The 23,516-nt window shown below is 57.5% G+C and carries 25 protein-coding genes; 17 read left to right on the forward strand and 8 right to left on the reverse strand.

The window, feature by feature from the left end:
• Positions 1-11: 11 nt before the first annotated feature.
• The 6 genes from artJ to BN3796_RS11860 all read right to left on the reverse strand — a co-directional run bounded on the left by artJ (position 12) and on the right by BN3796_RS11860 (position 4,553).
• Positions 12-743 (reverse strand): arginine ABC transporter substrate-binding protein ArtJ, encoded by a 732-nt coding sequence (artJ, locus tag BN3796_RS11835; RefSeq protein WP_061708522.1) that lies wholly within the window; start codon positions 741-743, stop codon positions 12-14.
• A gap of 195 nt (positions 744-938) precedes the next feature.
• Positions 939-1,607 (reverse strand): arginine ABC transporter permease ArtM, encoded by a 669-nt coding sequence (gene artM / locus BN3796_RS11840; protein WP_061708523.1) that lies wholly within the window; start codon positions 1,605-1,607, stop codon positions 939-941.
• Positions 1,607-2,323 carry an arginine ABC transporter permease ArtQ gene (gene artQ / locus BN3796_RS11845; protein WP_061708524.1) on the reverse strand — a complete coding sequence of 239 codons (717 nt, stop codon included), beginning with the start codon at positions 2,321-2,323 and terminating at the stop codon, positions 1,607-1,609. Before artQ ends, artM begins: the two co-directional genes overlap by 1 nt.
• 6 nt (positions 2,324-2,329) lie before the next feature.
• Complete coding sequence (artI, locus tag BN3796_RS11850; protein WP_061708525.1) at positions 2,330-3,061, reverse strand: arginine ABC transporter substrate-binding protein ArtI; 732 nt, start codon at positions 3,059-3,061, stop codon at positions 2,330-2,332.
• A gap of 19 nt (positions 3,062-3,080) precedes the next feature.
• Complete coding sequence (artP, locus tag BN3796_RS11855; protein WP_061708526.1) at positions 3,081-3,809, reverse strand: arginine ABC transporter ATP-binding protein ArtP; 729 nt, start codon at positions 3,807-3,809, stop codon at positions 3,081-3,083.
• Between the two features lie 225 nt (positions 3,810-4,034).
• Complete coding sequence (locus BN3796_RS11860; protein ID WP_061708527.1) at positions 4,035-4,553, reverse strand: lipoprotein; 519 nt, start codon at positions 4,551-4,553, stop codon at positions 4,035-4,037.
• Between the two features lie 117 nt (positions 4,554-4,670).
• Between BN3796_RS11860 and BN3796_RS11865 the strand changes: the two genes are divergently transcribed.
• From BN3796_RS11865 to BN3796_RS11875, 3 genes are all read left to right on the forward strand, one after another.
• The gene (locus BN3796_RS11865) at positions 4,671-4,994 is read left to right on the forward strand and encodes a heavy metal-binding domain-containing protein (RefSeq protein WP_061708528.1); all 324 of its coding nucleotides are present in this window, start codon (positions 4,671-4,673) and stop codon (positions 4,992-4,994) included.
• Positions 4,991-5,812, forward strand: coding sequence for an N-acetylmuramoyl-L-alanine amidase (locus BN3796_RS11870; RefSeq protein ID WP_061708529.1), 822 nt, complete (start codon positions 4,991-4,993; stop codon positions 5,810-5,812). Before BN3796_RS11865 ends, BN3796_RS11870 begins: the two co-directional genes overlap by 4 nt.
• A gap of 283 nt (positions 5,813-6,095) precedes the next feature.
• Entirely contained in the window at positions 6,096-6,719 is a 624-nt protein-coding gene (locus BN3796_RS11875) for a helix-turn-helix domain-containing protein (protein ID WP_061708530.1), read from the forward strand.
• Here the strand turns inward: BN3796_RS11875 and BN3796_RS11880 are convergent.
• Together BN3796_RS11880 and BN3796_RS11885 are read right to left on the reverse strand one after the other, a co-directional pair.
• Positions 6,716-7,351 (reverse strand): hypothetical protein, encoded by a 636-nt coding sequence (locus BN3796_RS11880; RefSeq protein WP_061708531.1) that lies wholly within the window; start codon positions 7,349-7,351, stop codon positions 6,716-6,718. The two genes, BN3796_RS11875 and BN3796_RS11880, sit on opposite strands and share 4 nt — an antisense overlap.
• Positions 7,351-8,904 carry a peptidoglycan-binding domain-containing protein gene (locus BN3796_RS11885; RefSeq protein WP_061708532.1) on the reverse strand — a complete coding sequence of 518 codons (1,554 nt, stop codon included), beginning with the start codon at positions 8,902-8,904 and terminating at the stop codon, positions 7,351-7,353. The genes BN3796_RS11880 and BN3796_RS11885 overlap by 1 nt, the downstream gene beginning before the upstream one ends.
• A 256-nt stretch (positions 8,905-9,160) precedes the next feature.
• On the opposite strand from BN3796_RS11885, the gene gspC reads away from it, so the two are divergent.
• From gspC to iagB, 14 genes are all read left to right on the forward strand, one after another.
• Complete coding sequence (gene gspC, locus BN3796_RS11890; protein WP_061708533.1) at positions 9,161-9,931, forward strand: type II secretion system protein GspC; 771 nt, start codon at positions 9,161-9,163, stop codon at positions 9,929-9,931.
• Positions 9,932-9,943: 12 nt separating this feature from the next.
• Positions 9,944-11,860, forward strand: a complete 1,917-nt coding sequence (gene gspD, locus BN3796_RS11895; RefSeq protein WP_061708534.1) for a type II secretion system secretin GspD — start codon at positions 9,944-9,946, stop codon at positions 11,858-11,860.
• Between the two features lie 12 nt (positions 11,861-11,872).
• Positions 11,873-13,348 (forward strand): type II secretion system ATPase GspE, encoded by a 1,476-nt coding sequence (gene gspE, locus BN3796_RS11900; RefSeq protein WP_061708535.1) that lies wholly within the window; start codon positions 11,873-11,875, stop codon positions 13,346-13,348.
• The gene (gene gspF, locus BN3796_RS11905) at positions 13,348-14,556 is read left to right on the forward strand and encodes a type II secretion system inner membrane protein GspF (protein WP_061708536.1); all 1,209 of its coding nucleotides are present in this window, start codon (positions 13,348-13,350) and stop codon (positions 14,554-14,556) included. Before gspE ends, gspF begins: the two co-directional genes overlap by 1 nt.
• 2 nt (positions 14,557-14,558) lie before the next feature.
• Positions 14,559-15,008 (forward strand): type II secretion system major pseudopilin GspG, encoded by a 450-nt coding sequence (gspG, locus tag BN3796_RS11910; RefSeq protein WP_061708537.1) that lies wholly within the window; start codon positions 14,559-14,561, stop codon positions 15,006-15,008.
• A complete protein-coding gene (gspH, locus tag BN3796_RS11915; protein WP_061708538.1) occupies positions 15,008-15,490 on the forward strand; it encodes a type II secretion system minor pseudopilin GspH in 483 nt (160 codons plus the stop codon). The genes gspG and gspH overlap by 1 nt, the downstream gene beginning before the upstream one ends.
• Positions 15,483-15,863: a type II secretion system minor pseudopilin GspI gene (gspI, locus tag BN3796_RS11920; protein WP_061708539.1), complete on the forward strand. Its 381-nt coding sequence runs from the start codon at positions 15,483-15,485 to the stop codon at positions 15,861-15,863. Before gspH ends, gspI begins: the two co-directional genes overlap by 8 nt.
• Entirely contained in the window at positions 15,860-16,510 is a 651-nt protein-coding gene (gene gspJ, locus BN3796_RS11925) for a type II secretion system minor pseudopilin GspJ (RefSeq protein WP_061708540.1), read from the forward strand. The genes gspI and gspJ overlap by 4 nt, the downstream gene beginning before the upstream one ends.
• Complete coding sequence (gene gspK / locus BN3796_RS11930) at positions 16,507-17,517, forward strand: type II secretion system minor pseudopilin GspK (RefSeq protein WP_061708541.1); 1,011 nt, start codon at positions 16,507-16,509, stop codon at positions 17,515-17,517. Before gspJ ends, gspK begins: the two co-directional genes overlap by 4 nt.
• Positions 17,518-17,531: 14 nt before the next feature.
• Positions 17,532-18,671: a type II secretion system protein GspL gene (gspL, locus tag BN3796_RS11935; protein ID WP_061708542.1), complete on the forward strand. Its 1,140-nt coding sequence runs from the start codon at positions 17,532-17,534 to the stop codon at positions 18,669-18,671.
• Positions 18,668-19,153 carry a type II secretion system protein GspM gene (gene gspM, locus BN3796_RS11940; RefSeq protein ID WP_061708543.1) on the forward strand — a complete coding sequence of 162 codons (486 nt, stop codon included), beginning with the start codon at positions 18,668-18,670 and terminating at the stop codon, positions 19,151-19,153. Before gspL ends, gspM begins: the two co-directional genes overlap by 4 nt.
• Positions 19,150-19,989, forward strand: coding sequence for a prepilin peptidase (locus tag BN3796_RS11945; RefSeq protein WP_061708544.1), 840 nt, complete (start codon positions 19,150-19,152; stop codon positions 19,987-19,989). Before gspM ends, BN3796_RS11945 begins: the two co-directional genes overlap by 4 nt.
• Before the next feature lie 252 nt (positions 19,990-20,241).
• Positions 20,242-22,917, forward strand: coding sequence for a glycosyl hydrolase family 18 protein (locus tag BN3796_RS11950; protein WP_061708545.1), 2,676 nt, complete (start codon positions 20,242-20,244; stop codon positions 22,915-22,917).
• An 83-nt stretch (positions 22,918-23,000) separates the two neighbouring features.
• Entirely contained in the window at positions 23,001-23,453 is a 453-nt protein-coding gene (iagB, locus tag BN3796_RS11955; protein ID WP_061708546.1) for a type III secretion system invasion protein IagB, read from the forward strand.
• Positions 23,454-23,516 lie beyond the last annotated feature (63 nt).

Raw genomic sequence — 23,516 nt, forward strand, 5'->3', positions numbered from 1 at the left:
GCAAAGAACGGTTACTCAGGGAACCACTGGTCGCTGATTTTCTGATACGTGCCGTCAGCTTTAATCGCCTTCAGGGCGCCGTTCAGCTTCTCCAGCAGCGCTTTGTTATCCGGGCGCACCGCGATACCAAGACCGGTGCCGAAATAGTGCGGGTCGGTCACTTTATCGGTGGCGGTCCCCAGCTGCGGGTTGGTTTTCAGCCACTCGTTTACCACGGCGGTATCGCCGAACACGCCATCGATACGGCCATTTTTCAGATCGATAATCGCATTCTGGTAGCTGTCATAGGCCACGGTTTTCACCTCAGGATGTTTATCCTGCAGGTATTTCTGGTGCGTGGTGCCGTTCTCCATGCCGATGCGTTTGCCTTTCAGATCGGCGAAGCTTTTCCAGGTATCTTTTTTGGCAATCACCACCGCGGAGTTGGCGTAGTAGGGCTCGGTAAAGGCGACCTGCTTGCTGCGCTCCGGCGTAATATCCATCCCTGAAATCACCGCGTCATATTTCTTAAATTTGAGGGCGGGGATCAGGCTGTCGAAGGCGTGATTGGTGAAGGTACATTCTGCCTGCATCTGCTTGCAGAGCGCCTTTGCCAGATCGATATCAAAACCGACAATCTGGTTGCTGGCGTCGAGGGATTCGAACGGCGGATAGGTGGCGGAGACGCCGAAGTTGATCTTATCCGCGGCGGATGCGCCAGCGGCGAATGTAGCCAGCAGTGCGGCCAGTATTACCTTTTTCATCTTGAAGCTCCCGTCTGTCTAACTTTTTCAGCACCGTCTCTGCGGCATGAAGCTACAATGCCACTGATTGAATTTGTATGCAATAAAAATGATTAAATATTATCTTCATAATAAAAAAAACGGGTAAACCAGATGGTTACCCGTTTCGATAAGTGAGATTTATGCACTTCTTGCCGGATGGCGAAGCGCTTTACGTTAGTTTCTGCGCTCGAACGCTAACGCCTTGCGTTCAATCAGGCGCATCAGCAGCGTCAGCAGGCCGTTAACCACCAGATAAATCACCCCCGCCGCGCCAAAGACCATCACATCATAGGTGCGGCCATAGAGCAGCTGTCCGTGGCCCATCACCTCCATCAGCGTAATGGTGTAGGCGAGCGAGGTGCTCTTGAACACCAGCACCACCTCGTTGGAATAGGAGGAGAGCGCGCGCTTAAAGGCGTAGGGCAGGAGGATCGCCAGGGTATCTTTTTTGCTCATCCCCAGCGCGCCGCACGACTGCCACTGGCCTGCCGGAATGGCGCGAATCGCCCCGTAGAAGAGCTGCGTGGTATAAGCGGCGCTGTTCAGCGACAGGGCGAGCAGCGCGCAGAGCCACGGCTCGGAGAGCAGGTGCCAGAGCACCGGGTACTCCTGAAGCCGCGGGAACTGGCCCGGCCCGTAATAGATCAAAAAGATCTGCACCAGCAGCGGCGTACCGGTGAACAGGGTGATATAGCCGCGCACAATCCACGCCAGCACCGGCGTTTTGAGCGTCAGGATGATGGTGAAGATCAGCGCCAGGATAAGCGCCACGATAATAGACGCCACGGTGAGCGTCAGGCTGGTGTGCAGCCCTTTCATCAGTTCAGGTAAATACTCAAGCATCAGCCCGGTCTCCGCTCAAAACGCGTCGCGCGCAGGTCAATACGCTTAAGGATGTACTGACTGACCAGGGTAATCACCAGATAGATAGCCGCGGCAATGATGTACCAGTTAAACGGCTCCTGGGTACGGGTGGCGATACTTTTGGTCTGCAACATTAAATCGTTAACGCTTATCAGGCTCACCAGCGCGGTATCTTTCAGCAGCACCAGCCACTGGTTGCCCAGCCCCGGCAGGGCATGACGCCACATCTGCGGCATCACCAGACGGAAGAAGATGGCGGTTTTCGACAGACCCAGCGCCTGGCCCGACTCCCACTGCCCCTGCGGTACCGCTTTCAGCGCGCCGCGCAGGGTTTGCGAGGCGTAGGCGGCGTAGAGCAGCGAAAGGGCGATCACGCCGCAGAGGAACGGGCTGACGTCAAAGTTCTCAATCTGCATCTGCACCGGGATCTGCGCAAAGCCGAGGTTGATCGTAAAGCCGTCCGACAGCGTGAGCAGCAGCTGTGAAGAACCGAAATAGATAAAGAGGACCACCAGAATTTCCGGCAGCCCGCGCAGGATCGTCACCAGCGCCGAGCCTGTCCAGGCGATGGGGCGCCATTTTACCGACTCCCACACCGCAAAGAACATGGCCAGCGCCAGCCCGATGATAAGCGCGCAAACGGCAAGGCCGACGGTCATCCCGGCGGCGCTTGCTAAAGGAAAAATTTCATTCATCAGGAATTACTTCTGGAACCATTTGTTATAGATGGTTTCGTAGGTGCCGTCTTTCTTCGCTTTTTCCAGCGCAGCGTTAAACTTCTGCTGCAGCTCGGTGTTGCCCTGACGAACGGCGATACCCAGCCCGGTGCCGAAGTAATCTTTATCGGTCACTTTATCGCCCACGGCGGCGAGCTTGTCGTTGGCCTTCAGCCACTCGGTCACCACGGCGGTATCCCCAAAGACCGCGTCGATACGGCCATTTTGCAGATCCAGCTTCGCGTTCTGGTAGCTGTCATACGGCACGGTATTGATTTCCGGATGCTTATCCATAATGAACTTCTGGTGAGTTGTGCCGTTCTGCACGCCCACTTTTTTGCCTTTCAGCAGGTCAACAGAGGCATATTTGCCTTTCTGCCCGACGAACAGCGCGGAGTTGTCATAGTACGGGGTGGTGAAGAGCACCTGTTTTTCACGCTCCGGCGTGATATCCATGCCCGCCATCACCGCGTCAACGCGGCGGAACTTGAGGCTTGGGATCAGGCTGTCGAACGACTGGTTGCTGAAGGTGCAGGTCGCGTCGATCTCTTTACAGAGGGCGTTCGCCAGATCCACGTCAAAGCCGACAATCTTGTTGTTGGCGTCGATGGACTCAAACGGAGGGTAGGAGGCTTCGGTGGCGAAGCGAATCGTCTGGGCTGCGGTAGCGGAAAGGCTGACGCTGGCGAGCAGTGCGGCTATCAGTACTTTTTTCATTCTCTTTTTCCCTAACACATCAGTGAGATAAATAGTGTTTAAAGGCGTCGGTCTGCGGATCGCTAAAGCAGCTGGCGTCCCCTTGTTCGACGATATGACCATTTTCCATATAGACCACGCGGCTGGCGGTTTTACGCGCCACTTCCACCTCGTGGGTCACGATAACTTGGGTGATATTGGTCTGCGCCAGTTCGCGGATAATGCTGACGATCTGGGCGGTGATCTCCGGGTCCAGCGCGGCGGTCGGTTCGTCAAACAGCAGCACCGCAGGCTCCATCATCAGCGCGCGGGCAATCGCCACGCGCTGCTGCTGGCCGCCGGAAAGGTGCAGCGGGTAGCGATCGCTGTAGGGCTTCAGACGCAGGCGCTCCAGCAGCTTGTCGGCGCGCGCCATCGCCTGATCTTTGCTTAAACCGAGCACGCGGCACGGCGCTTCAATCAGGTTTTGCAGCACGGTCAGGTGCGGCCAGAGGTTGTACTGCTGGAAGACCATCCCGACGTTGCGGCGCAGATCGCGAATCGCTTTATCGGAAGGGGTTTTCGCAAAATCAAAGTGATTGCCCGCAATCTCCAGGGTGCCGGAGCGCGGCATTTCAAGCAGGTTAAGCACGCGCAGCAGAGAACTTTTGCCTGCCCCGCTTGGGCCGAGCAGAACCAGCGTTTCGCCCTCGGGGCAGTGCAGCGTAATGTCGAACAGCGCCTGGTGTGCGCCGTAAAAGCAGTTAATGCCGTTTAGTTGAATACTCATCGGGGCAGTCTTTACTCATCCAGGCAATCTATAGCAATTGAGGCCGCAGATAGTACCGTCGACAGAATAGTTATGCAATATTTATGCGTTAAAAGTTAAATATAACCCGCATTCTACCCTAAAAATAGCACAAAATAGGGGAAGGCATTGGCGGCGAGAATAAATGTCGGCATTCCTTAAGAAATGCCGGACATTTTACGGGGTTAACTATTCTGCGGCGGGAAATTAACGGTCCTCAATGGACTGGCGCAGCGTGCCGGCGGGAGCATGGACGCTGCCGCCAAGGTAACGCACGTCGTCAACGGCCCAGCACTGCCCTTCGCGGATCATCAGCACCTCATCCTGCCAGCGCTGGCTGCCCTGAGTCAGCGTTACGCGCAGCGGAATGTTGCGCGCGTCGGTATTCGGAATTGTTGAGGCGCTGGCCACCACGGCGCTGTCAGGCGGGGTGGTGCGGCTGGAGAACGGGTCGGACTGAAGCAGCACGCGTTTCTCCGGATCGCGCATCGCCTCATCAAGCTGGGCGGCGAGCTTGTCGCTCAGGTAAGGACGCAGCGCCGTCAGGTCGGTGCTGTTATGCTGCATGCGGTAGTCATAAAACTGTTGCGCCACGGAGTCGGGACCGCCCTGCACACAGGGGCCGCTGCGGGTGCCGATATCCTTAAAGGCCGGATCGACCTGGGTGGTACAGGCACTGAGCAGCAGCGCGCAAGGCACTAAAACCGTCAAACTTTTTAAGTGCATGGGGATTTCCTTATTAAGTACAGGACGTAACTTTCCTTTCAATCATAGCGCAACGATCCGATAATGTGAGTGTGTAATAATTCGCTAACGCATTGAACGCTAAAGAAGGAGCCAAACATGCAACTTTCCACAACGCCTACGCTGGAAGGGCAGTCGATTGTCGAGTATTGCGGCGTCGTGACGGGCGAAGCGATTCTCGGAGCGAACATTTTCCGCGACTTTTTTGCCGGGATCCGCGACATCGTTGGCGGCCGTTCGGGCGCCTATGAGAAAGAGCTGCGCAAGGCGCGTGAAATCGCTTTTCGCGAGCTGAGCGAACAGGCGAGGGCGCTGGGCGCCAATGCGGTGGTCGGCATTGATATCGACTATGAGACCGTAGGGAAAGAGGGCAGTATGCTGATGGTGAGCGTCAGCGGCACGGCGGTGAAAACGGCGCGATGAGGCGCTCCCTCCTCCCGCTGGCGCTGGCCCTGCTGCTGGCAGGGTGCGCGGCGGAAAAAGGCATTGTCGATCGCGGCGCCTACGAGCTGGATACCCGCCATCAGGCGCAGGCGGCCTATCCGCGCGTCAAGGTGCTGGTGATCCACTACACCGCCGACGATTTCGACAGCTCGCTCGCCACCCTCACCGCGAAGCAGGTCAGCTCGCACTATCTGATTCCGGCGAAGCCCCCCGCGCCGGACGGCAAGCCGCGCATCTGGCAGCTGGTGCCGGAGAACGAGCTGGCATGGCACGCGGGCGTCAGCTTCTGGCGCGGCACAAACCGCATTAACGACACTTCCGTTGGCATCGAGCTGGAAAACCGCGGCTGGCAAAAGGCGGGCGGGGTAAAATATTTCGCGCCGTTTGAACCTGCGCAGATTGCCGCTCTTATCCCCCTGGCGAAGGATATTATCGCCCGCTACGACATTCAGCCGCAGAATGTCGTCGCCCACGCGGATATCGCCCCGCAGCGTAAAGAGGATCCCGGCCCGCTCTTTCCGTGGCGCGAGCTGGCGCAGCAGGGCATTGGCGCCTGGCCCGATCCGGCGCGGGTCGCTTTTTATCTTAACGGCCAGCCGCCTCATCAGCCGGTCGATCGCGAGGTGCTGCTGGGGCTGCTTGCCCGCTACGGCTATGAAGTCCCCCAGGGGGCCACAGATAAAGAAAAGAGCCGAATAATAAGCGCGTTTCAAATGCATTTCCGTCCCGATTTATATTCAGGCGTTTCTGATAAAGAAACAATGGCAATTATCGAAGCGTTGCTGGAAAAATATTGAGAGGAGTAACCCTCTGGTACTACTCCTGATTAATTACTTACGCAGCGTAATTTTTTGAGATTAATCTTAAGTTCAAAGTGAATTAACTTTTAGTTAATTGACTTAAAAATGCTCTCATCTAAGATAGACACATAGCTTGCTAAGGAATGTACGCAACAAACTCTAAGGGATGAGAATGACTCTCATAATATCTTCGTAATATTTAGTTGGCATTTTTTTGATATTCGGTTTATTGCCGGGATCAAACTTATCTAAACTTTAAAAATCTTAAACAGGTCTAATAATGTTAAATATCTACGGTCAGAATTTGCGTCCGCATAAGGCGCTGGATGCTATTATTAATGCAACGTCCGCTTATGAAGAAAAAACGCTGAAGAAGTGGCAAAAAATCAGTACTAAAGAGTGCGAATATATTCATATTATTCTCGAAGGGAATGTGGAATTTCGCCGTGAGTCTGATGAGTTGTGCGTTTTTTCCTTACGCGGACACTGTATCTTCGGTATCGCCTCTATTTATCATAAAGCTACCCATATGTACGGGCTGGTACGGGATAAAACGGTGGTTCGCTCCATCCGTAAAGAGGAGTTTTTAGAGGTTATTACTCAGCAGAACCTGTGGCCGGAGCTGAGCGAAGTCATGGCATGGTATATTTGCCTCATGAGCAAGCGTGACGATCTGCTGGTTGCCCGTAATGCCTATTCCGTTGTGCGTGAGTTTTTACTGGAAATTAACGAACTGATCGTTAATCAACAGCGCGATATTAATGTTTATGACTATATCCAGGAATATACCAATCTGGCCCGTAGTACTATCATTAAAATTCTCTCCGATCTGAAAAAAGGTCGCTATATTGTGGTAGAGAAAGGGCGTCTGCTGAATATTACCACGCTGCCCGAAAGATATTAACTCCCCACCTTCGTCTCCTTTTCTTTAAAAGGGGACGATTTATTTTTTTGCGAAGTGAACTCCTCATTTTTTTGTTGTGACGTCTCATCCTCGGGCGGCGCGGGTATTTTCCCCTGGGAATAATCCTGCTGCTGCTCTTTTAATGCCTGCATAAATAACGCTTTTAACGAACTCTCGTCTCCCTCTTTGACGGCATCCTCTTCAGGGATCGCGCTATCCTGACGCGCATCGCGCTGCGGCGGGGTTTCCGCGCGCGCGCGGGGGAGCTCGCCCTCCGGCGCCTGCTGCCAGTCCGCATCATCGGTAACGGGCGGTAGCGCCTGCATGGGCGTGAGACGGTCGTGTACCGACGCAGGCGCAGGCGGCGGAAAGGGTTTGCTAATCCAGACATAGTGCATATCGGAAAGCTGCGTCTCGGGTTTCACCACCTCTGCCTTAACCGGCTGCGAGGTGGGGTGGCGTTCGTGCCAGTAAAGGTGCGCGTAAAGCCCGGCGAGAATAAAGGCGCAGGCGCCCAGCGCCCAGAGCAGCGCCGCGCCGAAAAGATGGTTCAGCCGGGGCAGGCGGTACGAAACCCTGACCGCTTCGCCGGTGGTATAGCTGCGCTGGGCAGCAAGAGAAATGGTGGACATTATGATTGCTTCCCTTTCGTGGTTTGCTCTGCCTGGCGGCGGGAGCTCTGGAGGAGCAGCTGCGGCGTGGTGTTATTCGCGCGCATCAGCTGCATCAGCGTCTCCTCGCCGGGAATACCGTCCACCTCCAGGTGCATCTTTTCCTGAAACGCGCGGGTTCTTTGCATCATCTCTGCGCTCCAGGCCCGGGCATGCGTCTCCGGCTCGCCCAGCGCCTGGCTGAGCTGGCCGTCAAGCCAGCCGATATCGTTGTGGCTGCTGGCGGCACTAATCGCCGCTTTGCCGTCCGGCGTCAGACGGTGCAGCAGCGTAAAGTTGCCGGTAGCGTGTTGATTAAACCAGCGTCGGCTCACCTGCCAGGTGCGGTTATTCAGCAGCAGATCCAGCGAATCTTCCCCCACCCGGGCGACCACCGCATAGTTGATATGGTTGCCGGTGTTGATTTCACTAATCCACGGATACCCCTCGCGGGCCAGCGTCTCCAGCGGCGCTTTCCCCTGTTTACAGGCAAGGTTCACCCTGGCGGCGTTCTGGCAAAGCGCCTCGTCCGCCGAGGCGTCATAACCCCACATCAGATAAAGCTGGTGCATGGCGTCGGGCTGATTCACTACGTCGTTATCAATCTGCGCCACGACGGGAGTGGCGGGTTTCACGGCCTGCTGCGACCAGCTGGCCGGCTCCGGCAGGTGTATCGGCAGCCTGGCGTTGATGGCGCCTGAGAAGTACCAGCCGCAGGCGGCAAACAGCGCCGAAGCCAGAAGCCCGGCGGTGGCCAGCCCTTTATGCCCTCTGGCGGGAAGCAGTTCGCCTGCCGCCAGACGCAGATGACGGGCGCTTACCTGCGCCGCCCGTTCGGTCCACGCCGCCAGCAGAGAAAGGTGCGCCAGCGCGTTCAGCTTGCTGATATGTCCCTGGGTCAGGGCGTGCATCCTGCGCACCCGGGCGGTGGTCAACGGCGAGGCGGGCGCGCCGTGCGCTTCACACTGGGCCTGAATATAGGCCAGCGTTTCGCGACGGGTCAGCCTGCGCAGCGTGTGGCGGGTATGGATACTCTCCCGCAGCAGCGGATGCGCCGTTACGGCGGCGTCGGGGCTGCCCGTAAGCAGGATCGTCAACGAAAAGTTAAGCTCGCGGGCGCGGGTCAGCAGCCTGGCGAGGAGCGCCGCGCCGCTCTCTTTGAGCGCCTGTGCATTGGCGATGGCCACAACCTTCGCGTTACCCGCCTTCTGCCACTGACGCAGCGTTGCATCTATCGCCTGCATTCTGGAGAGCTCCGCCCCGGCCTGCGGGTTGAGCTTATAGAGCAGCGTGCTGCCCCCGGTTTCGGGGAAAGCATCGAGCGCCAGCAGCGGAAGTTCGCATGCCTTAAGCGCGTCGATGAAGCGGCTAAGCAGCGCGGCATCCTCGCTAAAGAGGGCAGTAATGCCAGAATCCTTGCTTTTCTCTTTCAGCAAACCGAATACGTCCTGGTGATAGGGAATAAAAAACTCGCCCGTAACGCGGGTAATTGCCCTGAACGGTTGGGTAGTGAAATTAAAATGACTCAGATACATAACGTCCGTCTCTTTAGCGGGATATCGGGTGAGCGATGACGTTACGGTATGGCCTGTAAGTGGGTCAATTTGCTCACAGGATAAAAATATTCTGTGGCGAAGCGCTAGCATCGCTTTTTTCACGGGTCAATCAATTTCTTCATTAAAGTTAATGGCAAAGCGGGTGGTAGTCAGCCAGGCGACTTATTACTCTACAGTCACATATTGGCGCAGCATGACGCTGCTTATTTCTGCATTGTTTAAGGCGAGAAGGATAATGAGGAATCCATTCCTTTCCAGACTGATAATGCCCTGTATAACCTTTTTTCTGCTTATATTTTGCGGGCAGCAGGGCTACGTCGTCTTAAAAGAATATAAAAAAACCAGCGATAAATTATCGTCGACTGAAAATACGCTGACGCCGCTGTGGAAGCAGACGAATAAATTTACGCTTTTTACCCCGGCGCTCAACCAGACGGCCGCGACAGCGCCGGTCAAAGCGCCACTGGCGGCGGAGATAGAGGGGATAATCCGTAGCGATGAAGCCTGGCTCTCCTTTGCAGTGATCAAGACCCCGGCCGGGCAACGAAGCTACCGCGAAGGGGAGAGTCTGACGGGTTTTGACGATGCCTGGGTTGCCCAAATTAATCAAGATAACGTCGTGGTCAATTACGGTGGCGCGCCGCAGGTTCTGGCGTTGAAAAAGCCCGATTATTTCAGGGGCGACGCGGAAAAGTCCCCGGCGCCGTCAACAAAAGACCCGGGCGCTGACAATCTCCATCTGGATGATTATCTGGTGCTGAAGCCCTTTTTCGAACAGGGGCAGCTGGAAGGCTTTAACATCAATCCACGTAACGCCTCTTCCTTTTTTAGCCAGAGCGGGCTGCAAAAAGGCGACGTGGTGGTGAAAGTAAATACCGTTGATATGACGAAAGCGGCGGAGGCAAAAAAGATTGTCGCCAGCTGGTCAAAAATGAAAGAGGCGGAGGTGGTCGTCAAACGCCATGCCCACCTTGAGAATATTTGGGTTAATGTTTTAAACAATTAACAAGTGAAAGACATGAAAAAATTTCCCTGGGCATGCGTCGCGCTGACCGCATTGTCACTCTATTCCAGCTCGCTGATTGCGGCGAATTTTAGCGCCAGTTTTAAAAATACCGATATCCGTGAATTTATTGATACGGTTGGCCGTAACCTTAATAAAACTATTCTGGTCGATCCCTCTGTGCAGGGCACCGTCTCGGTCAGAACATATAACGTGCTGACGGAGGATGAATATTATCAGTTCTTCCTCAGCGTGCTGGATCTCTACGGTCTGTCGGTGATCCCGATGGATAACGGCATGATTAAAGTGGTGCGCTCCAGCGTGGCGCGGACCGCAGGCGCGCCGGTGGCCGACAGCCACAATCCGGGCAAGGGCGATGAGATCATCACCCGCGTCGTGCGCATGGAAAATGTGCCGGTACGCGAGCTGGCGCCGCTGCTGCGTCAGCTTAACGACGCCAGCGGCATTGGCAACGTGGTCCATTTCGAACCCTCCAACGTGCTGCTGTTAACCGGGAAAGCGTCCGTGGTCAACCGGCTGGTGGATCTGGTGCAGCGCGTGGACCGCTCCGGTATGCAGCGCCGGGAGATTGTCCCCCTGCGCTACGCCTCGGCGAAAGAGCTTTCCGACATGCTCAACAACCTCAATAACGAGGAACAAAAAGGGCAGAACGCGCCGCAGCTGGCAACCAAAGTGGTGGCGGATGACGAAACGAACAGCCTGGTGATCAGCGGTACGGAAGAGGCGCGCACGCGAACCCGGGGGCTGATCCGCCAGCTCGACCGCGAGCAGAATAACGAGGGGAATACCCGCGTCTTTTACCTGAAATATGCCAATGCCACGAAGGTGGTGCCGGTGCTGACCGGCATCGGCGAGCAGATGAAGGAGAAGCCAGGCGCTGCGAAGAGCAAATCCGCCGCGCCGGCGGGCGATCTGAGTATTACCGCCGACGAGTCGACCAACTCGCTGGTGATCACCGCCCAGCCAAACGTCATGAACTCGCTGGAGAAAGTGATCGACAAGCTCGATATCCGCCGTCCGCAGGTGCTGGTGGAGGCGATCATCGCCGAGGTGCAGGACGGCAACGGCCTGGATCTGGGCGTACAGTGGACCACTAAACATGGCGGCACACAGTTTGGCGCCACCGGTCTGCCGATTAGCCAGGTCAAGGATGGTAAAGCGAAAACCACTAACTTTACCGGGCTGGCGACCGGTTTCTTTAACGGCGATTTTGGCGCGCTGATGACCGCGCTCTCCACCGACGGCAAGAACGATATTCTCTCCACCCCGAGCGTGGTGACGCTGGATAACAAAGAGGCCTCCTTCAACGTGGGTCAGGATGTACCGGTTCTGGCCGGCTCCCAGACCACCAGCGGCGATAATGTCTTTAACACCGTGGAGCGCAAGACCGTCGGGACCAAGCTGAAGATTGTGCCGCAGATTAACGACGGCAACATGATCCACCTGAAGATTGAGCAGGAGGTCTCCAGCGTGGATACCAGCGCGACGGAAGATGCCAGCCTCGGCCCTACCTTTAACACCCGCACCATCAATAACGAAGTGATGGTGCATAGCGGGCAAACCGTGGTGCTGGGCGGCCTGATGGAGAATGTCACCAAACAGTCCGTCTCCAAAGTGCCTTTGCTGGGGGATCTGCCGCTGGTAGGCCAGCTGTTCCGCTACACCTCGCAGGACTCCTCTAAGCGCAACCTGATGGTCTTTATTCATACCACCGTGCTGCAGGATGACGACACCTACAGCGCGGCGTCGAAGGAGAAGTACGATCAGATCCGCGCGCGCCAGCAGCAGCGTCTGGAGGAGAAAAAGCTCGGCATCATTGATGCGCCAGACAGCGCCATTCTGCCGGCTTATCCCTCGCATAGCGCCTCCGTCGCGCCAGCGGCGGCTTCCCGCAATCCGTTTAAAGAGTGAGGCGGATAGCGTATGGATGAGTTAAGCACAGCCACAGACAGCAGCTTCGCCAGAGAGCATGGCGTGCTGCTGCATCAAAACACGGTCTACGCCCGGGAGGATGCCCCCGCGTTTGCGCTGCTGGAAGTGCAAAGGGTGCTGGGGCGCTCCTATACCCCTGTTCTACTGACGGGGGAAGCCTTTGAGGAGATGCTCACCAAAATATGGCAGCAGAACAGCGGCGTCTCCCGCCAGCTGGTTGAGGATATGGATGCCGAGATCGACCTGCTGGCCTTAACGGAGGAGATCCCTGACAACGAAGATCTGCTGGATAACGACGAAAACTCGCCGGTGATCCGCCTTATCAACGCCATTCTCGGAGAGGCGGTGAAAGAGGGGGCGTCAGATATTCATATCGAAACCTTCGAGCGCACGCTGAGCATTCGCTTTCGCGTCGACGGCGTGCTGCGCCCGGTGCTGCAACCGGCGCGTAAGCTCGCGCCGCTGCTGGTCTCCAGGATCAAGGTGATGTCGAAACTCGATATTGCCGAAAAGCGGCTGCCGCAGGATGGGCGTATTTCGCTGCGCATCGGGCGCAAGGCGATTGACGTGCGAGTCTCGACCATTCCCTCTCAGTATGGCGAGCGGGTGGTGATGCGTCTGCTCGACAAGAGCAATCTCAAGCCCGATATCAACAAGCTGGGGCTGATTGACGCGGAGCTGGAGAAGCTAAAAGAGCTGATTGCGCGTCCTCACGGCATCATTCTGGTCACCGGGCCGACCGGCTCCGGCAAAAGTACCACCCTTTACGCCATTCTCTCGGCGCTGAACGGCCACGAGCGCAACATCCTGACCGTGGAAGATCCGATTGAGTATGAGCTGGAAGGGGTCGGGCAGACGCAGGTCAATCCGCGCGTCGATATGACCTTTGCCCGCGGCCTGCGCGCCATTCTGCGCCAGGACCCGGATGTTGTGATGATCGGGGAAATTCGTGATGGCGAAACGGCGCAGATCGCGGTGCAGGCGTCGCTCACCGGCCACCTGGTGATGTCCACGCTGCACACCAACAGCGCGGCGGGGGCGATCACCCGTTTGCGGGATATGGGGCTGGAGTCGTTTTTAATCGGCTCTTCGCTGCTGGGGGTGATCGCCCAGCGTCTGGTGCGTCGGCTCTGCCGCCATTGCCGGACCACCAGCCCGCTGGAGGAGAACGAAAAAGCGCTCTTTAGCTTTATGGACTCCCCGCCGAAGGCGATCTGGCGCGCGGTGGGCTGCGATCAGTGCCGCCAGAGCGGCTACCAGGGACGCGCCGGTATTCATGAGTTTCTGGTGGTCGACAGCGCCATGCGCCGCGCCATTCACGAAAATCAGGATGAGATGACGCTGGAAACGCAGCTTTTTAAACACGCCTACAGCCTGCGTGAAAATGGCCTGCTGAAGGTGATCTCCGGCGTGACCTCGCTGGAAGAGGTGATGCGCGTCACCGCCGAGCGCGGAGGAGAGGCGTAATGGCCTGGTACGCATGGTCCGCCACGGACAGCACCGGAAAAAGCCGACGCGGCACGCTCCAGGCGGAGGGGCCAAAACAGGTCCGGCAGCAGCTACGCGAACAGAAGCTGATGCCGGTGAATATTGTCCAGACCAGCGGGCCGGGGGCGGGGAAGGGGGCGCAGAAAGGGGCCAGACTCTCCACGCCAGCCCTCTCAATGTTTACCCGTCAGCTCTCCACGCTGGTGAACGCCGCCCTGCCGCTGGAGAGCGCGCTGAAGGCGATCTCCCGGCAGACGGAAGATAAAAAGCTGGCGGCCATGGTGACGGAAATCCGCGATAAGGTAGTGGAGGGACATACGCTGTTCGACGCCTTCAGCCAGTTTCCGCGCACCTTCGACAAGCTCTACTGCACCCTGGTGATGGCGGGGGAGAAGACCGGCCACCTCGGCGACGTGCTGGAGAAGCTCGCCGAATACAACGAACAGCGCCAGAAAATGAAAAGCAAGCTGACCCAGGCGATGGTTTATCCCATCACCCTGACGGTGGTGGCTATCGCGGTGATCGCTATTCTGCTGGTGGCGGTGGTGCCGCAGGTGATCGAGCAGTTTGTCCATATGAAGCAGCAACTGCCACTTACCACCCGCACGCTCATTGCCGTAAGCGACTTTTTGCAGGCTTACGGTCTCTTTATCGCGGGCGGGCTGGCGGGGACATTCACCGGCTTTCGCGTCTGGCTGAAAACGGACAAGAACCGCTTCAGCTATCACCGCTGGCTGATTTTGCGCTCGCCGCTGAAAAAGCTGGTCTGCGCCATCAACAGCGCCCGCTACATCCGTACCCTCAGCATTTTGCAGGCCAGCAGCGTGCCGCTGCTGGAAGGAATGTATATCGCAATGGACGGCATTGAAAACCGCTATGCCCGCCAGCTGCTGGAGCAGGCGGCGGATACCGTGCGACAGGGCGCCTCGTTATATCAGGCGCTGGAGCAGGCGAAGCTCTTTCCGCCGACCATGCTCTATATGATCGCCTCCGGGGAGGAGAGCGGCGAACTGGGCTCATTAATGGATCGCGCCGCAGAGAACCAGGAGTCCGCATTACAACACCGAATTACCTTAACGCTGTCGGTATTTGAACCGGCGCTGGTGGTAACAATGGCAACGGTCGTTCTATTTATCGTGCTGTCAATATTACAACCGCTTCTTCAGCTCAATAATATGGTGGGTTAATTATGACTATCAAACAACAACGCCTGACGCGTCAGGCAGGATTTACGCTACTCGAATTAATGGTGGTGATCGTTATTCTCGGCGTACTCGCCAGTATGGTGGTACCCAATTTAATGGGGAATAAAGAGAAAGCCGATATTCAGAAAGCGACCAGCGATATTGTCGCGCTGGAGGGATCGCTGGATATGTACAAGCTGGATAACCACCGTTATCCCACCACCGAACAGGGCCTGCAGGCGCTGGTGACAAAGCCTGAGATCGCCCCGATCCCGAAAGGCTATCGCGCGGATGGCTATATTCGCCGCCTGCCGCAGGACCCGTGGGGCAATGACTATCTGCTGGTCAGTCCCGGCGAACATGGCGCCGTTGATATTTTTTCCGCCGGTCCCGACGGGGAAGCCAATACCGCCGATGATATTACCAACTGGTCTTTAGATAAAAAAGAGAAGTAATGAAACAGCGCGGCTTTACATTGCTGGAAATTATTCTGGCGCTGGTGATATTCGCCAGCTGCGCCATGATGGTGGTTTCCACTATTCCCTCGCGTAATGCGGCGGATCGATTAGGACAGCAATTAAAATCGCTCGTTGAATATGGCTCGGACCGCGCGGTAATGGACGGGAATATTGTCGGCCTGGTGATTACCCCCACGGACTATCAGCTGGTGACCTTTACCGTGAAAGAGGGCCAACGGCGCTGGCAGAAATTAACCGCCGGCCGGATCCTTACCCACGGTCAGTTTCCCGAAGAGATGCATGTCTCGCTCTCCCCCCAGCGGCTGGCGGCCACGCCGCAGGCCGATCCGCAGATTATTTTCCTGCCGGACGGGGAGATAGGGCGGTTTCGCCTCACGCTGGAAAGCCTGGATAAAACGCAACGTTTTAGCGTGGTGTCGCAGGGGGCACCGCCCGTATCGGTAGAAAACAATGACTAAACCCACGGCAAAGATGCAGGGCATGACCCTGCTGGAAGTGATGGTGGCGCTGGTGATCTTCTCCACCGCCGCGCTGGCGCTGATGAACTCCGTCTCCCTGAACGTGCGTTTTACCCACGGCCTGGCCGATACGCTACAGGCGAGCTGGGTGGCGGAGAATCAGCTAGCTCAGGCGAAGCTTGAGAACAGCGCCTTTCCCGAGGCGCCGCAGCGGGGAAGCGAAACCATGGGCGGACGCACATGGCTCTGGCGGGTGCAGCGCATCGACACCGGCAAGCAGCGCTTCGCCGACGAGGTGCAGGTCTTTGCCGAAGGGGAGGAGAGCCAGCCGGTGCTGGCGCTGCGCATCCCCGATCCTGAGGAGGCGCCATGAAACGGCCAGCCGCGCGCCAGCAGGGCTTTACGCTGCTGGAGATCATGATCGCCCTGACCATTTTCGCGGTGATCGCCACCCTGGCGTGGCAAATACTGGACGGCGCCATGCGCACCAGCAACGCCACCGATACGGCCGCCGTAAAGCTTAACCAGCTTCAGCGCGCCTGGAATCTGCTGGAGCGCGATTTTTTTCAGCTTCAGGCGCGTGCGCCCTACAGCGATCCCGATCTCTTTCGGGAGGAGAAGAATGCGCTGGTGCTGACCACCCTCAATGGGGTGAACGGCCAGCTGCAGATGGAGCGCGTGCGCTGGCGGCTGGAGGATCATCGGCTGTGGCGCGACGTCTGGCCGGAGATGGACAGCCCGGCCGGGGTGAAACCTGAAGCGGTGCCCATCCTCAGCGGTGTGAAATCGATGGCGTGGCGCTTCTGGCGAGACGGCTGGCAGAGCCGCTGGCAGGAGACCGACCATCAGCCGGACGGCGTGGAGCTGACCCTCACCATGGAGAACGGCGACACCTGGCGCTGGATCTTTACCACGCCGGGGGATATGCCCGCCATGCCGAAGGCGGCAGAGGAGGCGGCGGATAAAGAAAAGAGGCCTGAGCAACCGGCCGCGCCACAGAGCGAAGGAGGCAAGCCATGAGCGCAACGCGCGGGCAGCGGGGCGTGGCCCTGCTGGTGGTGCTGATCCTGCTGGTGATGATGGCGGCGCTGGCGGCCAAAATCAGCCAGCAGTTCTGCCGCAATCTGCAAAAAACGCACTATCAGGTGAGCCAGCAACAGCTGCGCTGGGCGATTGCACGCCAGCAGCAGACGGCACAAGCGTTACTGACCACCTACGCGACGGGAGAGAGCGCCGCGCTTTCGCCCGAGGGGGAGTGGGCGCAGCCGCTTGAGACGAAGGGCGATAATTTTACCGTGGTCAGCCAGCTGGAGGACGCGCAGGACTGTTTTAACGTCAACAGCCTGCTGGCGCCGGAAAAGGCGCCCGTTGTCAGCGAGCCCGGGGCGCGCCCGGAGAAGCCGCTGCGCGAACAGATCCTGGAGCAGCTGCTGGTTGACGGCGGTCTGACGACGGTTGCCGCTGAAGAGGTCTATCAGCAGCTGCTGGATGAGCTGGACAGCGACGGCACCACAGCAACCGGCGAGCAGGAGAGCGACCGCCTGGCGGGGATGACGCCGCCGCGGCACCCGGCGAACCAGATGATGCGCCTGCCCAACGAGATTGCGCGGCTGCCCGCCTTTCCGCGGGCGGCGTGGCCTGCCGTGAGCAAGTTGCTCTGCACCCTGCCGGATGTCAGCGGCAAGGTGAATGTCAACACGCTGAAGCCGGAGCAGGCCGCGCTGCTCTCCGCGCTACTGAAAAACGCTCTCAGCGAAGAGGAGGCGAAGCGTCTGCTGGAATCGCGCCCGGAAGGGGGCTGGGAGTCGGTGGAAGCGTTCAGCAAAGCGCTGGAAACCGCTTTTCCGCAGAGCGCCGCGATCCTGCCGCAGGCGCAGGAGTATATCGCGGTAAATAGCCGCTACTTCCGTTTCAGCAGTACCGGAAATACCGATGATTTAACGCTGCGCGTCGTCAGCGAGCTACAGGTCGACCCTGAAGCTGGCAAGGTGATCACCTGGCAACGTCGCTATCGAATGGTTGAATAATAAAAGACAACGCTATGAAACAGGTGCTTTTTATTCGTCCCGACACACGCGAGGACGGAAATATAGAATGGTGTGTATCCGGGAGCCCGCAGGTGGAAACCCTGGCCGGCTGGCAGGCGCTTTGCTTGCTGGCTGACCATCCGCTTGCCTCCCGCGTCTGCCTTTTGCTGCCCGCAAACGAGATGATTTTCCGGCGGTTTACGCTGCCGAAAAAAGGCTTATCCGGCCAGGCCACCCCCTTCTCCTGGATGGCGGAAGAGACGCTTATGGGGGAAGTGGACGATCTGCACTGGACGGTACTGAACAAAAAAGGGAGAGAGGTGGATGCGGTGGCGATTGACGCCGGTCGCCTGCAGCACTGGCTGACGCTATGCGACGCGGCGGGCCTGAAGGTGATTCAGGCGCTGCCCGACGCTTTCCTGCTGCCCCTCGCGCCAGGGGGCATAACGCTTCTGCAGATGGAGGAGCGTTACTGGTTGCGCTACTCCCCGTTTGGCGCCAGCGTCGCTGATGCCGGGCTTGTGCCCTTGCTGGCAGGCAAGCCGGACGACGGGGTGGTCTGTTGCTATGGCAAGGCGCCAGAGGGGGTGACGGTGGAAGAGACGCTGCCCTGGCAGCATCCCCTGCTGCTGATCCAGCCCCAGTGGAAGGCGTGTCGCGCCAACATGCTGCACGGCCCTTTTGCCACCCGAGGCGGGGAACATTTTCGCTTCTTAAAACCGGCGATGGTGGCGGCAGTGGTGCTGGGACTGGGGCTGCTGCTTGGCTCGCGCGTCGGGCTGGCGTGGATGCTGGTAGAGCAGGAGAACCAGACTCAGCAGGAGATGGTAGAGCTTGCCAGACACTACTTCCCCACCTTACGGCAGACGACCAACCTGAAATACCACTTTGGTCAGTATGTGAAAAAAGAGAACAAGGGGATCTTTTTACAAATCTACGACCTTGAGCGCGTGCAGCAGGCGGTCCCTGCTGTGGCGATTGACGACATGGCCTTTGACGACACGCAAAACCAGCTGACGCTCAGCCTGTCGGCCAGCACCCCGCAGGCATTAGAGGATTTTATGAGCCGCAGCGGCGAATGGTTCGACTTTACGCTACAGCCGATCTCGGACGCCGCGCCTTATACCGCCATCATCACAGGGAAGCATAAATGAAAGAGCGAATGAGACAGTTAACGGCGCGATACCAGCGCTACAGCCCGCGGGAGAAGCAGCTTATTAAACTTTGCGCGGCGGCGCTCTGCTCTGCTGCGGTCTGGTACGGCGGGGTCGCTCCGCTGGATAAATTCATCACGGCCAGCCAGAACACAATCAATCGACAGCGAGAGACGCTGGACTGGATGCGCGCCGAAATTAACCGCAACCATCTGCAGGCGCGGCGGCTACGGACCAGCAACCCCCGCCGCCTGGTGGAAAACAGCGCCAGATCGTTACATTTTACGCTGCGGGATATCCGGCAGCAGGCGCAAACTTTATCCTTCAGCATTGAGCGGGTGAACGTTTACGCGCTGAAAAACTGGCTGCTGGAGATGAACTACACCTCCGGCATTCAGCTGGACAAGATCGATCTCAAGCCGGTGGATCGCGTCAGCGACGTCAGCGTACAGATTTCGCTCAGCTGGAAAAAAGCGCCATGATGCCGTTAATGGCGCTACGGGAGACCGCGTTGCCCGCCTTTTGTCTGCTCAGCGGCGGGCTGGGGGCGATTGCCGGCAGCTTTCTCGGGGTCGTGGCCGAGCGCGTACCGCAGGCGGTACGCGGGGAGGAGGGTGCAGAAAATCTGCTCTTTCCCGGCTCGCACTGCGCCGCCTGCGACCACTCGCTTGCGTGGTGGGAGAATATTCCGCTACTGAGCTGGTGTGTGCTCCGTGGCCGCTGTCGCTGCTGTAAGACGGCGATCCCGGCGCGCCTGCTGCTGATGGAGGGGCTAAGCGCACTCTTTTTTGCCACGACGGCGGCCTTTGCCCCGTCGCCTCTCGCCCTGGGCGGGCTGTGGCTGCTCTGGTGCGGGCTGCTGCCGCTGGCGGTTATCGACCTGCGCTGGCTGCTGCTGCCGGACTGCCTGACGCAGCCGCTGCTCTGGGCGGGGCTGCTTTATCACGCCCTGACGCAGCCGCTGCTCTGGGCGGGGCTGCTTTATCACGCCGCGCTCCCTCAGCCCGCCTTAACCGATGCCCTCTGCGGCGCGGTGGCGGGCTATCTGTCGCTCTGGCTGGTCTACTGGACCTTTCGTCTGTTGACCGGTCGCGAAGGGCTAGGCTATGGCGACTTTAAGCTGCTGGCGGCCCTCGGCGCGTGGTGCAGCTGGCAGGCGCTGCCCGCGCTGGTCATGATGGCGTCGGTCAGTGGTATTTTCGCCTTTATTCTTTTTCGCCCCGGCGATAAGCGCCACGGGCATATTCCCTTTGGCCCTTGCCTGGCGCTGGCAGGAATAATTATTTTTATTGCTGAAACTTTTCATTTCACATTTTAAAGTCGTAGGTCAAGTATTTTTTAAAATCTTTTCGCTAATGGAATGACGGGAATTAAAAAGTCTCCTGCTGTAATGTAAGACTTATAAGAAAACGGGATTTACGGTATCCACTAAAGAGGGGAGCGATACGCCATATATTTATTACCACTCAGGTCTGTTTGCGTTTTAAATAAAACGTTATTTAAATTCGTCTGTGCATGAAGGATTGCATGGTTCTTTAATTGTATTCAAAATAATTATCAGGAACAAATAATGAAATTTTTGAAGCCTAAATATCTGGCGCTCTTTGTAGCGGCAGCGACCAGTCCGGTATTTGCTGCGGCGCCAGGTACACCTTCTATTGGCAGCGGCAATGATAAATTCGCCATTGTTGAGGTCGATCAGGCTGCCCAGGATTATAACAGCCTTGTGAAGGTTCACGATGGCGCCGACGTTAAAGTCGAATGGAACGTCTGGAGCGGCGACGCGCCGACCTCGGCGAAAGTACTGCTGGACGGGAAAACCGTCTGGTCCGGCGCCGCTGGCGCGTCGGGCTCCGCCACTTTCAAGGTTAAAAAAGGCGGCCGTTATCAGGAGCAGGTTGAAGTCTGTAATAACAGCGGCTGCACCAGAAGCGCCAGCAAGCTGGTTATTGTTGCCGATACCGACGGTAGCCACCTGCTGCCGCTGAACACGAAGATGGCTGAAAATAATAAGGCTTTCGCAAAACACACCGATAAAGTGGTCGCGGCCTATTTCCCGGAGTGGGGCGTATATGGTCGTAACTTCCCGGTCGATAAGATGCCGGCTGCGAACCTGAACCATATCCTCTATGGCTTTATTCCAATCTGCGGCGGCGACGGCATCAACGACGGTCTGAAAACCATCGAAGGCGGCAACAGCTTTAACGTGCTGCAGCGCGACTGCGCGGGCCGTCCGGACTTTACCGTTGCCATTCACGACCCGTGGGCTGCCCTGCAGAAACCGCAGGCGGGTGTCTCCGGCTGGGATGATCCCTACAAAGGTAACTTTGGTCAGCTGATGGCGCTGAAAAAAGCGCATCCGGACCTGAAGGTTCTGCCTTCCATCGGCGGCTGGACGCTCTCCGATCCCTTCTTCCATATGGGCGATCCGGCGATTCGCGCCCGTTTTGTCAGCTCGGTGAAAGATTTCCTCAAAACCTGGAAATTCTTTGACGGCGTGGATATCGACTGGGAGTTCCCGGGCGGCGGCGGCGTCACGCCTGATGCCGGTAACCCGCAGCAGGATAAGGCGACCTATACCGCGCTGATGCACGATCTGCGCGCCATGCTGAATGAGCTCTCCGCAGAGACGGGGCGTACATATGAGCTGACCAGCGCCATCGGCGCCGGCCGCGATAAGATCGAAAATGTCGATTACAACCAGGCGCAGCAGTACATGGATCACATCTTCCTGATGAGCTATGACTTCTACGGCGGCTGGAGCAACACCGATCTGGGCCACCAGGCCGCGCTGCATGGCGCCTCCTGGAAACCGGACACCAACTACACCACCGAAAACGGCGTGAATGCGCTGCTGGCCCAGGGCGTTCAGCCAGGCAAGATTGTGGTCGGCGCCGCCATGTATGGCCGCGGCTGGACCGGCGTGCATGGCTATACCGGCGACAACCCGTTCACCGGTACGGCGACCGGTATGGTGAAAGGCACCTGGGAACCGGGCGTGGTGGATTACCGTCAGATCGTCAATGAGTACAAAGGCAAGCCGGGCTGGGAATATAAGTATGATGCGCAGGCGGAAGCGCCGTACATCTTTAACAAGTCCACCGGCGATCTGATTACCTATGAAGATGCGCGCTCTACCGCAGCGAAAGGTAAATACGTTCTGGAAAATAAACTGGGCGGCCTCTTTGCCTGGTCTATCGACTCCGATAACGGCGATATCCTGAACGCGATGAACGAAAGCCTGCTGGGCAGCACCCCGACGCCGGTTGATCCGGTGGAGACCAACCATCCGCCGGTAGCGACCGCCACCGATCAGAAGGTGACGGGCCCGGCAACGGTAACGCTGGATGGCTCTGCCTCCACCGACCCGGATGGCGATGCTATCACCTATAAATGGACCCAGATTTCCGGCCCGACCGTGACGCTGACCAACAGCACCAGGGCGAAGGCGACCTTCAACGCGGCGGCGGTCACCAGCGACCAGACCCTGGCGTTCCGTCTGACCGTGACCGATGCCAAAGGGCTGAGCAACGCGATTGACGTGGAAGTGGTGAACAAAGCGCCGAAAGCGAACCAGGCGCCGGTCATTAACCAGATGCAGTCCGTGACGCTGGAATCGGGTCAGAGCTACGCCCTGCATGCGGAAGCGGTTGACCCGGATGGCGATGCGCTGACCTATGCCTGGAGCGTCCCGGCGGATATGAACGCCACCGGTACCGATACCGCCAACGTCAATATCACTGCGCCGGAAGTAAGCGCTGAAAACAGCTACACCCTCAGCGTGGTGGTGAGCGACGGTAAAACCAGCGTGCAGTCCAACGTGCAGGTCACCGTTAAGCCAGCAGCCAAACCGTCTGACGACGTAACGCCGCCGGATGACGATGTGACGCCTCCTGCGGACGACACCACGCCGGGCAGCTGTGATAAGCCGGTTGATGCCAACGCCAGCAAATATGCGGCGTGGGATGCCAGCAAAATCTACAACAACGGCGATACCGTGAGCTTCGACCATCTGGTCTGGAAAGCGAAGTACTGGACGCAGGGCAACCAGCCTGGCTTCGGTGTGGACGCGTGGGAAATGGTCAGCCAGGTGCAGTTCAACTGGCGTTCCGATGTGGTCTATAACGGCGGCGACACCACCACCTACGAAGGTAACCTCTACCGTGCGAAGTGGTGGACCCGCGGTGATAAGCCCGGCAATAGCGATGTATGGGTGAAAGAGGGCGCATCGCCTGACTGTAAATAATCGCTCATAACAGAAGAGGCCGCGTCCGGTGACGGACGTGGCCTGTTTATGGCGGTGCGAGAAAAGGAGGCGCAGGTGAAAAGATGAAGCGGTGGCTTTTTTTACTTGTTCTTTTAAGCCAAAGCGCGCTGGCAAACTGCTGGGACCGGGCAGCGCATTATTACCATGTGGATCCCTGGCTGTTATATGCCATCGCCCATGTCGAATCAGGAATGAATCCCTACGCGGTAGGACAAAATTCAGACGGCACCCGGGATGTGGGGTTAATGCAAATTAACAGCTCGCATTTTCCGGCGCTGAAGCGCCAGGGAATTGATGAATATCGTTTAACGATGGAGCCCTGTACCTCCGTTATGGTCGGAGCCTCTATTTTATCAGACATGATCAAGGTTTATGGAAATAACTGGGAAGCGGTGGGCGCCTATAACGCCGGATTAAAACCGGAGAATTTCCCCAGGCGAATGGTCTATGCCCGAAAAGTCTGGCGACAGTATCAGCAAATTAAACAACACGCGCATGAAAAAGCGCCCGGCTGATTTTATTTTTTGAAGGATCCCCCGAGGGTGTTCTTCAAAAAATGAAAAATAAATACCGCGGTT

This window comes from Pseudenterobacter timonensis (assembly GCF_900021175.1).
Taxonomy (GTDB): domain Bacteria; phylum Pseudomonadota; class Gammaproteobacteria; order Enterobacterales; family Enterobacteriaceae; genus Enterobacter; species Enterobacter timonensis.